Origin of the sequence: Streptomyces sp. NBC_00984 (genome assembly GCF_045162475.1) — a bacterium.
In the GTDB taxonomy this organism is placed as follows: domain Bacteria; phylum Actinomycetota; class Actinomycetes; order Streptomycetales; family Streptomycetaceae; genus Streptomyces.
Window position 1 is genome coordinate 3,451,162 of sequence record NZ_CP108734.1, and the last position, 12,722, is coordinate 3,463,883.

Here is a 12,722-nt window from a genome sequence, read left to right on the forward strand (position 1 = left end):
GTTGGTGTCAGGGGTGTCGGGTCAGATCAGGCCCTGTGCCAGCATCGCGTCCGCGACGAGTTCGAAGCCGGCGATGTTGGCGCCGACCACGTAGTTGCCGGGGCTGCCGTAGCGCTCCGCCGTGGTGTAGCAGGAGTCGTGGATGTGGCGCATGATCTCCGCGAGGCGCTCCTCGGTGTGGGCGAAGGTCCAGGAGTCGCGGGAGGCGTTCTGCTGCATCTCCAGGGCGCTGGTGGCCACGCCGCCCGCGTTGGCCGCCTTGCCGGGGGCGAAGGCGACACCCGCCTCCTGGAGGACGCGTACGGCCTCGGGGGTGGTGGGCATGTTGGCGCCCTCGGCGACCGCCTTCACACCGTGGCGCACCAGGGCCACGGCGTCGGCCTCGTGGAGTTCGTTCTGGGTGGCGCAGGGCAGGGCCACGTCACAGGGGACGTTCCAGACGCCGGTGCCGGAGACGTACTTGACGTGCTCGCCGCGGCGTTCCGCGTACTCGGAGACGCGGCCGCGGCCGGCCTCCTTGATCTCCTTGAGGAGGGCGAGATCGATGCCCTTCTCGTCCACGACGTAGCCGTTGGAGTCGGAACAGGTCACCACGGTCGCGCCGAGCTGCTGGGCCTTCTCGATCGCGTAGATCGCGACATTGCCCGAGCCCGAGACGACGATGCGCTGGCCGTCGAGCGACTCGCCCCGGCTGCGGAGCATCTCTGCGGTGAACATGACACAGCCGTAGCCGGTCGCCTCGGTGCGTGCCTGGGCGCCGCCCCAACCGAGGCCCTTTCCGGTGAGTACGCCGGACTCGTAGCGGTTGGTGATCCGCTTGTACTGGCCGAACAGGTAGCCGATCTCCCGGCCTCCGACGCCGATGTCACCGGCGGGGACGTCGGTGTACTCGCCGAGGTGGCGGTGGAGTTCGGTCATGAACGACTGGCAGAACCGCATGATCTCGGCGTCCGAGCGGCCCTTGGGGTCGAAGTCCGCGCCGCCCTTGCCGCCGCCGATGGGCATGCCGGTGAGCGCGTTCTTGAAGATCTGCTCGAAGCCGAGGAACTTCACGATGCCGAGGTTGACCGAGGGGTGGAAGCGCAGCCCGCCCTTGTACGGTCCGAGGGAGCTGCTGAACTCGACCCGGAAGCCGCGGTTCACGTGGATGTCGCCGGAGTCGTCCGACCACGGCACCCGGAAGATGAGCTGGCGCTCCGGCTCGCACACGCGCTCGATGATCCGGGCGTCCACGAACTCCGGCCGCTTCGCGAGTACCGGGCCGAGGGTCTCCAGGACCTCCCGTACCGCCTGGTGGAATTCCCTCTCGCCCTGGTTGCGCCGGAGGATCTCGGCGTACAGCGGCTCGATGACGCGGCTCTCGGTGGCGTGCGGGGTTACGGAATCAGGGGTGGCCTGCATCAGGTCAAGACCTTCCGTCGGTGGGCATGCGCGCGAAGACGCCCCCGTCCCGGGGGCGCCGGCGGTCCCCCCTCGCCATTGAGGGCGTCGCCCAGACATCGCACGCTCTGCGGCTCACGGAAGCGACGTACAGAACCGTTGTGGCATGTCGATTGTCCCAGTCGCTCCGGAAGTCCTTCAACGGGACCCGCACAGTGGGCCGCGGACTACGCTCGCGCCTCGCGGCGCAGCATCCACAGCCCCGCTCCGGACGCGAGGGCGACCACCCCGGCGACCACGCTCAGCGCGATCTGCAGACCGCTCTCCTCCACCAGGAAGTTGAGCGAGACGTTGGCGGCGATCGCCGCGCAGAACATGAACCAGAGCAGTGCTTTCATGGGATTCCTCCGTGGTCGGGACGGTGTCTCGTGATGACTCCATGTTGCTGGCGGGAGGCGGCCACCACGAGGGGCCGGCCCCCCGGATCCATGGTGTAGACAGCTGCACCACGGTGCCGGTGCGCGAAGCCGCGGTCCCGTCCGGAGGGCGCCGCCAGGGTTTGCCGGGTGGGGATCACCGAGAGCGCCGGGACGCGCGACAGGGAACGCGAGGCCGTACCGCTGGTCTCCGCGCCGGGCGCCGTCGTACGCGGGGACGACGCCCCCTGGTGGTGCGGATACCCGCCGCCGGGCCGGTGACGGTACGGATCGCCTGCTCGCCGTGGCTCCGGGCGGACGGCGGCGGGTGCCTGCGGCAGGAGGGCGAGTGGACGCGGCTGACGGTGGAGCGGGCCGGTGAGTACCGGCTGGACTCCCACTACCGGCTGTGGCCGTTCGGGTCGTGCTGACGGAGCGGGCGGGACTTCACCGGTACGGCCCCGGGGTTCAGTCCGTGACACCGAGGTCCCGACGCATCAGCTCCCGCATCGTGTCGAGGAAGGGGTCGGCCGCCTTCAGGTCCTCCAGGGCCTGTTCGACGCTCTCGCCGTCCCGGGCGAGGCCCCGGTCGAGGCGTTTGACGGTGCCGTCACCGGCGGCGAGCACCCGGTTGAGGTCGCGGGACGCCTGGAGTATCCGTTCGGGGACGATCATCTGCGCCTCGGCGTAGCGGTCGCGGTGGTCGAGGCGGGCCTCTTCGAGCTGGGTGCGTTCCTGCTCCGTGTAGACGCCGTCACGGATGCGGTGCAGGGCGTCCTTGAGGAGGGTGTGGAACTGCCGGGAGGCCCGGTTCATGGCCGTGTACTGGGTGCGCCGCTCCTCGAACTTCCGCTGTTCGCCCGCCAGTCGTGACTCCTCGGCGCGCTGGCGTACGGTCAGCCGCTGCACGAACACCGGGGCGAGGAGGGTGCCGAGCACTCCGACTACTGCGGTGATCATGGCGGTGATGGCGGCGGTCATGGGTGCGAGACTAATGCGGGGTGCGCGGCGGTGTGAGTGTGGTTCCCGGGCACACGGTGACGCCTCATCAGACATGATGCTGTCATGACAATTCCACGGGGTGAGGGTCGTACCCGGAACCTCTCCGGACCACCTCTGCCGACGGCCCGCGCGGCCTTCCCGCCCGCGCCCGGGTACCACGCCGAACCGCGCGCGGCACGCGTACCGCCACGTGCGGGCGACATGCGCCGCTATCTCGCCGTCGGCCTCGACTGCTACCTCTGCCTGGTGGCCGCCGGCTTACTGGTCCGGCCGTACGTGGACACGGCCGGGGTCACCGAGGCGGTCGGCCTGCTGCTCGGCCCGACGCTCGCCTTCTCGTTCCTCAACCATGTGGTGCTCACCGCGTTCACCGGGGCGGGCGCGGGCAAGCTGATCATGGGGATACGGGTGGTCAGACTGCCCGACGCCGGGCGCCCGGGGCCCTGGCTGCTGCTGCGGCGCTGGCTGTACGGGCTGTGCTGGCTGCCGCTGCAACCCTGGTACGGGCTGCGCTCACTCCTCTCGGGCCCCGGTGTCCTGCCCCGCAACACGCTCTGGAACGGCGGGAACGGCGAGCTGCACGCCGATCCGCTGGGCCTGCGCCAGGTCCGCCGCGGCGACCTCACCGCCCACCGGACCGCGCCGGACGCCCGCCGCTGACCGGCCGATCGACCGCGCCGGACGCCCGCCGCTGGCCTCCCTCCCGCCTCTCCGTGCCCGCCCCCGCCCCGCCCCGCCCCTCAAGTCCCGTATCAGGCCGACGCGTTCTCCGTGATCGTGACCTTTCCCTTGCGGATGGTTCCGACGGACTCTCGCGCCTCGGCGGCCCTCCTACGGCGCTCGGCCGCCCGGCCGCCGAGCGGCACGAGCGCGGTCTCGACGTTCTCCTGGGCGGTGAGCGTCGGGATGAGGTTGAAGCTCTGGAAGACGAAGCCGATGTTCTGGGCGCGCACCCCGGTGAGCTCGGCCTCGCTGAGCTTCGCGAGGTCGGCGCCGTCGAGTTCGATGCTGCCGCTCGCGGGTCGGTCCAGACCGCCGAGCATCTGGAGCAGGGTGGACTTGCCGCCGGTGGGGCCCTGGATGACCAGCCGGCCGCCGTCCTCGATGGTCTTACGAACGCCGGAGGCGGCGGCACCGCGGATCCGAGGGGATCCGGGTGCCGCCGCCTCCGTACGGGATTCGGGGGCCGGTCGTCGCCTAGGGCCACGACCAGCGGCTCGCGCCGGGTATGGCGCGTGGGGTCGGGTCAGGCCTGGGAGCCCGCCGTCCATTCCGCCCAGCTCATGTTCCAGCCGTTGAGGCCGTTGTCGGGGGTGATGGTCCGGTCCGGGGAGTTCTTGACGATGACCACGTCGCCGACCATGGAGTTGTCGTAGAACCAGGCGGCGGGCTGGTTTGCGTCGCTCGCGCCCTTCACATCGGCGAGGCCGACGCAGCCGTGGCTGGTGTTGGCGCTGCCGAAGATCGACCGCGAGCCCCAGTAGTTGCCGTGGATGAAGGTGCCCGAGGTGGACAGCCGCATGGCGTGCGGCACGTCCTTGATGTCGTACTCGCCGCCGAAGCCGACGGTGTCACCGTTCATCCGGGTCTCCTTGAACTTCTCGGAGATCACCATCTGCCCGTTGTACGTGGGGTTGGCGGAGGAGCCGGAGGAGATCGGGATGGTCTTGATCGTCTTGCCGTCCTGGGTGACGGTCATCATCTTCGTGTTGGCGTCGACCGTCGAGACCTGGTTGCGGCCGACCTTGAAGGTGACCGTCTTCTGCTGCACGCCGAAGACGCCGTCCGCGCCCTCGACGCCGTCCAGCGCCAGCTTCAGCGTGACGGTGGAGCCGCCCTGCCAGTAGTTCTCGGGGCGCAGGTCGAGACGCTGCGAATTGAACCAGTGGCCGACGACCTGCTGACCACTGCTGGACGTCACGGTGATACCGGCCTGGACGGCCTTCTTGTCCGTGATCGCCTTGTTGAAGTTGATCGAGACCGGCATGCCGACGCCGACCGTGGAGCCGTCCTCGGGGGTGAAGTTCCCGATGAAGCTGTTGGTGGGCGAGACGGTGGTGAAGGAGGAGTTCTCGTGCGCCTCGCGGCCCTTGGAGTCCTTCGCCGTCGCGGCGATCTTGTACGTGGTCGAGCGCTCCAGCTGGACGTCCGGCTTCCAGCTCTTGCCGTCGGCGGAGAGCGTGCCCTTGACGGTGGCTCCGGCCGAGGTGGTCATGGTGACCTGGGACAGCGTGCCCTTGGCGACGGTGACCTTGGCGTCGTTGTTGATGCTCGCGTTGGTCGCGCTGTTCTTCGGCGAGATTGCTATCTGCGCTTCCGAGGCGTCCTGGGCCGCCGCCTTGTCGACCTCGGCCGCCTGCGACTTCTTCGAGCTGTCGGCGCCGCTCTTGCCCCCGCCGTCGTTGCAGGCAGTGAGCACCAGAACGCCGCCGAGCAGTGCGGACGCGGCCATCAGGCCCCTGCGCCGCTTGCTGTCCGTCATCACACGCTTCTCCATCGTTGCCGAATCCCCAAAAACCCCGAGCAGAGCCGCCGTCGCCCGGCGAAACCCGTCAATGGTCCTAGAACCCATGGAAAGGGTCCTCCGTTCCCCATCCGCGAAAGATGTGGGGAACAACACTCATCGACGCATCCGCGGCTGCGGTGGTTCCCGACGCCGATCACGTAAGGACGACCGGCGAACGACACGGCCCCGGTCCGCGTGCGAAGCGGTCCGGGGCCGGTGTTCACCAGCTGCTGATCCCGCCGCTCACGGCGACGTGACCGTCGTCGTCCTCACCCATTGTGCGGGACGCCGCCACCGCCCTCTCCGTCGTCCTCCTCGTCCTCCTCGCCGTCCTCGTCGTCGAGGTCCCAGGCGTCCGGGTCGTCCGGGTCGTAGTCGACGATCTCGCTGCTCCAGGACGCCTGGGCGAGCTCGACCCCGGGCACCTCGCCGACCAGGTCGAACGGGTCGACGAGGGAGGCGAGGGCCTCCGCACCGTCCTCCCGTACGGCGTCCTCGGCGAGCATGCGTTCCTCGGCGGACTCACCGCCCGGTTCCCCGTACTCGACGGCGATCGACTCCAGTGCGGTGCCGCTGAGGGCCGCGGAGTCCGTGATCTCCAGCAGCATTTCGACCCGAAGTCGAACAAACCGTGATGTCTCAGATGTGCTCATGTGCCGGAGCGTAAGCTCCCCCACGCCCCCGGCTTTCCCGCGACCCGCTGCTTTCACTAGCATCGGCGCACACGCCTAACTCACGGCTGTGACAAGGGGGATCGATTCCGTGGTCGTCGCTCGTCGCCCGCTCCTGACCGCCACCGCCGCGGCCACGTTGCTGGCCGCCCTGTGGTTCGTCCCGTCCGCCAACGCGACGGACGAACCGGCCGGCGCACCGGGCGCACAAAGCAAACCGGCCGCCACCGCCGGGGACCCCGCGGCCGGTCCGAGACTGGCCGACACCGGGACCGGGATCGACACCACCCCGTATCTGATCGGCGGCGTCGCGTTCCTGGGCATCGGCGCGGCATTCGTCTCCCACTCGGCACGCCGCGCCGACGCCCTGTCCGCCTAGAAAGCGACGCTTTCTCCGCCTGGCACGCGCCCGGACCGCCGGACAGGCCCTATGCCAGCGGGCCGGTCACCGGTTCGACCGCCGCGACCAGCTTCCCCGCGCGCACGAACGCGTCCGCCGCGGCCAGGTCCGGCGACAGGAAGCGGTCCGGCCCCGGCCCCTGGACCCCTGCCGCACGCAGCGCCTCGATGGCGGCCTGCGAGGCGGGCGCGGGGGTGAGGCCCTGGGCGGCGCGCAGTTCGATGGCGCGGGTCGCCGCGTAGAGCTCGACGGCGACGATCCGGGCGAGGTTGTCCACGGCGGTACGGAGCTTGCGCGCCGCCGACCAGCCCATGGAGACGTGGTCCTCCTGCATCGCGGAGGACGGGATCGAGTCGGCCGAGGCCGGGACCGCGAGCCGCTTCATCTCGCTGACCAGGGCGGCCTGGGTGTACTGGGCGATCATCAGGCCCGAGTCCACCCCGGCGTCGTCGGCGAGGAACGGCGGCAGCCCGTGCGAGCGGTTCTTGTCCAGCAGCCGGTCGGTGCGGCGCTCGGTGATGGAGCCGAGGTCGGCCGCGACGATCGCCAGGAAGTCGAGCACGTACGCGACGGGGGCGCCGTGGAAGTTCCCGTTGGACTCGACCCGGCCGTCGGGCAGGACGACGGGGTTGTCGACGGCGGAGGCCAGTTCGCGGCCCGCGACGATCCCGGCGTAGTCGAGGGTGTCGCGTCCCGCGCCGTTGACCTGGGGGGCGCAGCGCACCGAGTAGGCGTCCTGCACACGGGGCGCGTCGTCCTGGTGGTGGCCGGTGAGGCCCGATCCGGCGAGGACCCGGAGCATGTTGTCGGCGCTGACGCCCTGGCCCGGGTGCGGGCGGATGGCGTGCAGCTCCGGGGCGAGCACCTTGTCCGTGCCGAGCAGCGCCTCCAGGGAGAGGGCGGCGGTGATGTCGGCGGAGGTGTAGAGGTTCTTCAGGTCGGCCAGGGCCATCACGAGCATGCCGAGCATGCCGTCGGTGCCGTTGAGGAGGGCGAGGCCCTCCTTCTCGCGCAGCTCGACCGGGGCGATGCCGTGGGCGGCGAGCAGCTCACCGGCGGGGCGCACGGTGCCGTCGGGGCCCTCCGCGTCGCCCTCGCCCATCAGCGCCAGGGCGCAGTGGGAGAGCGGGGCCAGGTCGCCGGAGCAGCCGAGCGAGCCGTACTCGTGGACGACGGGCGTGATGCCCGCGTTGAGGACGTCGGCCATGGTCTGCGCGACCTCGGGGCGTACGCCGGTGTGCCCGGAGGCGACCGTCTTCAGCCGCAGGAACATCAGCGCGCGGACGACCTCGCGCTCGACGCGCGGCCCCATGCCGGCGGCGTGCGAGCGGACGATGTTGCGCTGGAGCTGTGCGCGGAGATCCTGGCTGATGTGGCGGCTGGCCAGCGCCCCGAATCCGGTGGAGACGCCGTAGACCGGCTCGGGCTTGGCGGCCAGCGCGTCCACGATCGTGCGGGCGGCGGCGAGCGCGTCGACGGCGGCTGCGGAGAGCTCGACACGGGCGTTGCCGCGGGCCACGGCGATGACGTCCTGAGCGGTGGTACCGGACGTCCCCACCACGACTGTATGCATATCCATATTCAGAAGCGTACGGACTGAATCCCTTCATGTCACTAGTGGTCGCGTCACTAGTGGTCGCGTGGTTGACCCCTTACCGATCGGCGCGGCATTCAGGGACGGCTGCCCCGCAGATGGCGGCGGTCGTGCGCGGGCTTGGGCGGCGAGTCGGCCAGCCGGAGCACCTCGCCGTCGCGCCCCGCCACCACCGGTTTGACCGACCGGGCCGCCTTCGCCCGGTACTGGGCCGCGTCCGCCAGCCGGAACAGCCGCCGCGCCGACACCACCGGGCCGATCGGATCACCGGTCGACGCGATCCCGCACGCCACCCCGTCCCCCTGCTCCAACTCAACTGCCCGTTCGCAGAGTTCGGTGGCCACCCGGACCACGTCGTCCGCCTCCGGGCCCACCGTGAGCAGACAGAACTCGTCACCGCCGAGCCGGGCCGCGAGCGCGCCGGGCAGCATGGCGCCGCAACGGGACAGCACCGAGCCGAAACGTTCCAGCAGCCGGTCGCCGACCGCATGGCCATGGGTGTCGTTGACCTGCTTCAGACCGTTGAGATCGCAGACGACCAGACTGACCACCGCCCCGTCCGCCCGGTGCCGCTCCACCGCCTCGTCCAGCCGCACATCGACGGCACGGCGGTTGGCCAGACCGGTGAGCGGATCGGTGAAGGCGAGCTTGCGGACCTCTTCGAGCCGTTCGGTCTGGGAGATCCCGGCGGCGACGACCGCGGCCAGCACGGTCGCGAAGTCCGCGTCCGCCCGCCCGAACACCGGCACCCCCACCGGGCGGGCCACGTACAGCTCGCCCCAGGCCCGCCCGTGCAGCACGATCGGCGCGACCACGCAGCAGCCGCGCCCGCGCCGGCGCAGGGCGGCCACCCGCTCCCGGCCGTACCCGCTCCCGTACTCCCGCGGCCCCGCGTCCCCGCCCGACATCGCGCCCGCCGAGCCGTCGGCGGTCTCGACCCAGGCGTCCGGTTCGCCGCCCCCGGCCCACCGTTCATGCAGGAACTCGGCGATCTCCGGGAACTGGTGCACCGGATACGCCTCCGCCTCGGGGAACTCCTCCTCCCCTTCGGCCCGTTCACCCGCGTTCACCAGCACGCGCAGCTGCCCGCGCCCGCGCTCCCACACGGAGAGCGCGGCGAAACTGCCGCCCAGCGCCTCGCACGCCCCCAGCGCAGCCGCTCGCCACGACCCCCGCGGGGTGTGTGCCGCCGCCATCGCCTGCGCAAGCGAAACCACGGCCCGCAGCCGTGCATCATCACCACCCATCGCTACAGCTTATGTAGGTTTGTGGTGATTTGATCAGTTTGGGGCTGAGCCGCGTTCGCTTCGTGTCTATTCAGTTATGGAAAGTCGCACTGCGTCACTCGCCGGGCCAGCTCGGCTTCCTCTTCTCGTTGAACGCGGCCACGCCCTCGGCCCGGTCGCCGGAGAAGGCCACCGACCGCCAGGCGGCGTCCTCGACTTCGAGACCGGACCGGAGATCGAGGCCGTGGCCGAGCCGCAGCGCCCGCTTGGCGGCCCGCAGTCCCACCGGTGAGTTGGCGGCGATCCGGCCGGCGAGCGCCAGCGCGGCCGTCCGGTCCTCCCCGGCCTCCACCAGTTCGTCGACCAGTCCGCTGTCGAGCGCCTCGGCCGCCTCCACCCGCCGGGCCGTGAAGACCAGCTCGGCGGCGCGCGCCGCACCGATCCGCCGCGGCAGCAACTGCGTACCGCCGCCGCCCGGGATGACGCCGACCGACACCTCGGGCAGGCCGACCACGGCCGTGCGGTCGGCGACGATCAGGTCGCAGGACAGCGCCAGCTCGAATCCGCCGCCGAGCGCGAACCCGTGCACGGCGGCGATCGTCGGCATCGGCAGTTCGAGCACGCCGGTGTACGCGGACCGGGCGGTGGGGCGCTGGCGCAGCAGATCGGCGTCGGTGAAGGAATTCCGCTCCTTCAGGTCCGCGCCCACGCAGAAGGCCCGCTCATGGCTGGAGGTGAGGACGGTGACGCGTACGCCGGGATCGGCGGCGAGCGCGAGGCACGCGGCGGCGATCGAACGGGCCATGTCGGTGCACACGGCGTTCATCGCCCTGGGCCGGTCGAGGACCAGCTCGGCGACGTGTTCCTGCCCCTCGTGGACCCGTACGACGACGAATTCCCCGAACCGCTGCTCGGACGTGACGGTCATGACTGCACCCCTCCGGTTAACGATCGTTACCGGAGGGATCCTATGGGGCGGCCCGGACAGCGGTCCCGGGCGAGTCCGGGCCCGGACGAGGGGGCGGAATCCGGGATTGCGGAAGGGCCGGGTTCAGGAGGTGCCGCGGCGCGCCAGCAGCCAGGGCTCCACCACGCCGAGTCCGCGCACCGGGCGCTGCCACATCGGCTGCAGCCCGTAGCGGTACTTGGGCACGGCGGCCGACTCCACGCCTTCCTGGCGCTCCTTCTCCGCCACCGCGGCCTCCTCCGCCGCCTGCGCCTCGGAGGCCGGGGCGTCGCCGGTACGGGTCAGCTCCTCCGCGAAGGCCCCGTCCACCAGCACGGCGTCCTTCGGCGCTATCGACGTCAGCCGGCTGGCGAGGTTCACGGTCGTACCGAAGACATCGCCCATCCGGGTGGTGACCGTGCCGAACGCGATGCCCACGCGCAGCGCCGGCATGATCTCGTCCTGGTTCATCGCCTCGATCAGGCGCAGCGCGATCTCGGCCGCGGTGCCCGCGTCGTCGGCGGCGAAGAGGACCTCGTCGCCGAGGGTCTTGATGAGACGGCCGCCGTGGGCGGCGACCAGGTCGGCCGAGGTGGTCTCGAAGGCCTCGACCAGCTCGCCGAGCTCCTCCTCCTCCAGCCGCCGGGTCAGCCGGGTGAACCCGACGAGGTCGGCGAAGCCGACGGCCAGGCGGCGGTCGACCATCTCCTCGTCGTCGGCGGCCTGCACGACCCGCCCGGTGGCGGCGGCCAGCTGGCGCCGCCACACGTAGACCAGGAACTCCTGGAGCTCCGGGAGAAGCAGCTCGACCAGCGGGTACGTGACCTCGGTACGGGTCATTCCGGGCTCGGGCGGCTCGGTCAGCCCCTCCAGGAACGAATCGATCTGCCACTCCGCCAGCCGGGCGGTGGTCTGTCCGGTGGACCGGGCCACCTGGATCGCCATCGGTTCGCTGAGCAGCCCCGCCTCGACCAGACCGGCGAGCCGGCGCAGCGCCAGCACATCGGCCTCGGTGAGCGCCTTGGCCTGCCCGATGTCGGCGAAGCCCATGGCCCGCCAGAACCGGGAGGCCAGATCCATCGAGACACCGGCGGTACGGGCCGCCTGGAACGGCGTGTAGCGACGGTCGGCGCCCAGGATCAGCTGTTCCAGCCGGATCGCGAGGGGGTCGTCGGTCGGTTCCGCCGTATGGTCGACTTCGTGATGCGGTGTCGCGTGGACCGAGGGTTCCGACGGGGGCTGTGTGCCCGCACCGGAGGTCGTGTCGTCGACGGTCACCAGCCGCCTCCTGCCCGTTCCCTGCGCACTGCCCTGCCGATCTGTCGGTGGATCGCCTCAACGATACGGCAGGTGTGCCGTGGCTCACGCCCCTATGGCGTCCCGGAATGTTCCTGGGTGAGCCGGGGGGCGTGGGTGGTGACGGCCGGTGGGTGGTTTCCAGGAGGGCATGGTCTCTATGCCCCGGGTACGTGTTCGGGTGGCTCGGCAGGGGCGGCACCGCCAAGCCGCGGCGGACGCGGCGCAAGTCCCTTCGCGCGGGCCCGGCGAACCGGCGCCCGGCGCGACGGCCCACCGCTGCCCGCCTCAGACCAAACCGCCGCCCGCACCCCGCAGGTGGACGATATCGCCGGCCGATACCGGTTCCTGGAGGCCGTCGTCGGTGGACAGGATCAGGCGGCCGTCGCCGTCGATCGCCACGGCCTCGCCGATGAGCGTGCGGTCGCCCGGCAGCTGGGCCCGTACCGTCCGGCCGAGCGTCGCACAGCCCGCCGCGTACGCCTCCTGGAGGCCGCTCGCCGCCGCGTCGCCGTCCGCCGCGCGCCACTGGCCGTACCAGTGCTCCAGCGAGCGCAGCACGCCCCGCAGCAGCGTCTCGCGGTCGGTGGAGACGGCCCCGGCCAGGGCCAGCGAGCCGGCCGTGGGGGCGGGCAGTTCATCGGCGCGCAGGGAGACGTTGAGGCCCATGCCTACGACGACACCGTCCCCGGCGCGCTCGGCCAGGATGCCGCCGGCCTTGCGCTCCGCGCCCTCCACCGTGACCAGGAGGTCGTTGGGCCACTTCAGGGCCGTGTCGACGCCCGCGGCTTTCGCCAGGCCGGTCGCCGCGGCGACACCGGTGAGCAGCGGCAGCCAGCCCCACCGCTCGACGGGGACGGCGCCCGGCGTCAGGTAGACGGAGAAGAACAGGCCCGAACGGGCCGGAGCCGTCCAGGTGCGATCGAGGCGACCGCGGCCCGCGGTCTGCTCCTCGGCGACCAGCACGGTGCCTTCGTCGAGCCCGGCCGCCGCGCGCCGGGCAAGATCGGAGTTGGTGGAGCCGATGGTCTCCACGACGTCGAGCGAGGTCCACAGCCCGCCCGGCCGCAGCAGTCCGCGGCGCAGCGCGGGAACGTTCAGGGGCGGCCGGTCCAGGTCCGACCAACGGCTCTGTGGCGCATCCGAAGGTGTCATGCAAGCCAGACTAGGTGTGGCAAACGACGCACTGCCGAACCGTATCCACGCCGATACCCTACGGATCAGTAGGTGTTCAGCACCTGATCAGCAGCACAGTCGTCCCCGTGACCAGGCAGGGAGCCGCCAC

General features: G+C 71.3%; 15 protein-coding genes. 4 read left to right on the top strand and 11 right to left on the bottom strand.

The features are described 5' to 3' along the window. Positions 1-21: 21 nt before the first annotated feature. Both gdhA and OG520_RS14940 read right to left on the bottom strand, forming a co-directional pair. On the bottom strand, positions 22-1,401 hold the full coding sequence (gene gdhA / locus OG520_RS14935; protein ID WP_406013498.1) for an NADP-specific glutamate dehydrogenase: 1,380 nt from the start codon (positions 1,399-1,401) through the stop codon (positions 22-24). Between the two features lie 206 nt (positions 1,402-1,607). Continuing rightward, positions 1,608-1,778, bottom strand: coding sequence for a hypothetical protein (locus tag OG520_RS14940; protein ID WP_406013499.1), 171 nt, complete (start codon positions 1,776-1,778; stop codon positions 1,608-1,610). A 168-nt stretch (positions 1,779-1,946) separates the two neighbouring features. On the opposite strand from OG520_RS14940, the gene OG520_RS14945 reads away from it, so the two are divergent. Next, the gene (locus tag OG520_RS14945; protein ID WP_406013500.1) at positions 1,947-2,078 is read left to right on the top strand and encodes a hypothetical protein; all 132 of its coding nucleotides are present in this window, start codon (positions 1,947-1,949) and stop codon (positions 2,076-2,078) included. Continuing rightward, positions 2,048-2,227, top strand: coding sequence for a hypothetical protein (locus OG520_RS14950; RefSeq protein ID WP_406013501.1), 180 nt, complete (start codon positions 2,048-2,050; stop codon positions 2,225-2,227). Before OG520_RS14945 ends, OG520_RS14950 begins: the two co-directional genes overlap by 31 nt. A 37-nt stretch (positions 2,228-2,264) precedes the next feature. Here OG520_RS14950 and OG520_RS14955 read toward each other — a convergent pair whose 3' ends face one another. Beyond that, entirely contained in the window at positions 2,265-2,777 is a 513-nt protein-coding gene (locus OG520_RS14955; protein ID WP_385334991.1) for a hypothetical protein, read from the bottom strand. Positions 2,778-2,861: 84 nt separating this feature from the next. On the opposite strand from OG520_RS14955, the gene OG520_RS14960 reads away from it, so the two are divergent. Then, entirely contained in the window at positions 2,862-3,458 is a 597-nt protein-coding gene (locus tag OG520_RS14960) for an RDD family protein (RefSeq protein WP_399327471.1), read from the top strand. Positions 3,459-3,550: 92 nt separating this feature from the next. Here OG520_RS14960 and OG520_RS14965 read toward each other — a convergent pair whose 3' ends face one another. From OG520_RS14965 to OG520_RS14975, 3 genes are all read right to left on the bottom strand, one after another. Next, positions 3,551-3,940 (bottom strand): ATP-binding cassette domain-containing protein, encoded by a 390-nt coding sequence (locus OG520_RS14965; protein WP_406016487.1) that lies wholly within the window; start codon positions 3,938-3,940, stop codon positions 3,551-3,553. Positions 3,941-4,044: 104 nt separating this feature from the next. After that, positions 4,045-5,295, bottom strand: a complete 1,251-nt coding sequence (locus OG520_RS14970; protein ID WP_406013502.1) for an Ig-like domain-containing protein — start codon at positions 5,293-5,295, stop codon at positions 4,045-4,047. Positions 5,296-5,573: 278 nt separating this feature from the next. After that, positions 5,574-5,957 carry a hypothetical protein gene (locus OG520_RS14975; RefSeq protein ID WP_406013503.1) on the bottom strand — a complete coding sequence of 128 codons (384 nt, stop codon included), beginning with the start codon at positions 5,955-5,957 and terminating at the stop codon, positions 5,574-5,576. 109 nt (positions 5,958-6,066) lie between these two features. Between OG520_RS14975 and OG520_RS14980 the strand changes: the two genes are divergently transcribed. Then, positions 6,067-6,354 (top strand): hypothetical protein, encoded by a 288-nt coding sequence (locus OG520_RS14980; protein WP_406013504.1) that lies wholly within the window; start codon positions 6,067-6,069, stop codon positions 6,352-6,354. A 49-nt stretch (positions 6,355-6,403) separates the two neighbouring features. Here OG520_RS14980 and hutH read toward each other — a convergent pair whose 3' ends face one another. The 5 genes from hutH to OG520_RS15005 all read right to left on the bottom strand — a co-directional run bounded on the left by hutH (position 6,404) and on the right by OG520_RS15005 (position 12,592). Further along, the gene (gene hutH / locus OG520_RS14985; RefSeq protein WP_385334977.1) at positions 6,404-7,954 is read right to left on the bottom strand and encodes a histidine ammonia-lyase; all 1,551 of its coding nucleotides are present in this window, start codon (positions 7,952-7,954) and stop codon (positions 6,404-6,406) included. 92 nt (positions 7,955-8,046) lie between these two features. Continuing rightward, positions 8,047-9,216: a diguanylate cyclase domain-containing protein gene (locus tag OG520_RS14990; protein WP_406013505.1), complete on the bottom strand. Its 1,170-nt coding sequence runs from the start codon at positions 9,214-9,216 to the stop codon at positions 8,047-8,049. A 94-nt stretch (positions 9,217-9,310) separates the two neighbouring features. Continuing rightward, positions 9,311-10,123: an enoyl-CoA hydratase/isomerase family protein gene (locus OG520_RS14995; protein ID WP_406013506.1), complete on the bottom strand. Its 813-nt coding sequence runs from the start codon at positions 10,121-10,123 to the stop codon at positions 9,311-9,313. Between the two features lie 123 nt (positions 10,124-10,246). Next, complete coding sequence (locus tag OG520_RS15000; protein WP_266415104.1) at positions 10,247-11,419, bottom strand: adenylate/guanylate cyclase domain-containing protein; 1,173 nt, start codon at positions 11,417-11,419, stop codon at positions 10,247-10,249. Between the two features lie 306 nt (positions 11,420-11,725). Beyond that, the gene (locus tag OG520_RS15005) at positions 11,726-12,592 is read right to left on the bottom strand and encodes a biotin--[acetyl-CoA-carboxylase] ligase (RefSeq protein WP_399327459.1); all 867 of its coding nucleotides are present in this window, start codon (positions 12,590-12,592) and stop codon (positions 11,726-11,728) included. Positions 12,593-12,722: the final 130 nt, after the last annotated feature.

What these genes read in the sequence shown, in the direction of transcription:
- hutH (WP_385334977.1), bottom strand. Translation starts at nt 7,954, where the DNA reads ATGGATATGCATACAGTCGTGGTGGGGACGTCCGGTACCACCGCTCAG.
- OG520_RS14955 (WP_385334991.1), bottom strand. Translation starts at nt 2,777, where the DNA reads ATGACCGCCGCCATCACCGCCATGATCACCGCAGTAGTCGGAGTGCTC.
- OG520_RS14975 (WP_406013503.1), bottom strand. Translation starts at nt 5,957, where the DNA reads ATGAGCACATCTGAGACATCACGGTTTGTTCGACTTCGGGTCGAAATG.
- OG520_RS14990 (WP_406013505.1), bottom strand. Translation starts at nt 9,216, where the DNA reads ATGGGTGGTGATGATGCACGGCTGCGGGCCGTGGTTTCGCTTGCGCAG.
- OG520_RS15005 (WP_399327459.1), bottom strand. Translation starts at nt 12,592, where the DNA reads ATGACACCTTCGGATGCGCCACAGAGCCGTTGGTCGGACCTGGACCGG.
- OG520_RS14970 (WP_406013502.1), bottom strand. Translation starts at nt 5,295, where the DNA reads ATGGAGAAGCGTGTGATGACGGACAGCAAGCGGCGCAGGGGCCTGATG.
- OG520_RS14960 (WP_399327471.1), top strand. Translation starts at nt 2,862, where the DNA reads ATGACAATTCCACGGGGTGAGGGTCGTACCCGGAACCTCTCCGGACCA.
- OG520_RS14940 (WP_406013499.1), bottom strand. Translation starts at nt 1,778, where the DNA reads ATGAAAGCACTGCTCTGGTTCATGTTCTGCGCGGCGATCGCCGCCAAC.
- gdhA (WP_406013498.1), bottom strand. Translation starts at nt 1,401, where the DNA reads ATGCAGGCCACCCCTGATTCCGTAACCCCGCACGCCACCGAGAGCCGC.
- OG520_RS14995 (WP_406013506.1), bottom strand. Translation starts at nt 10,123, where the DNA reads ATGACCGTCACGTCCGAGCAGCGGTTCGGGGAATTCGTCGTCGTACGG.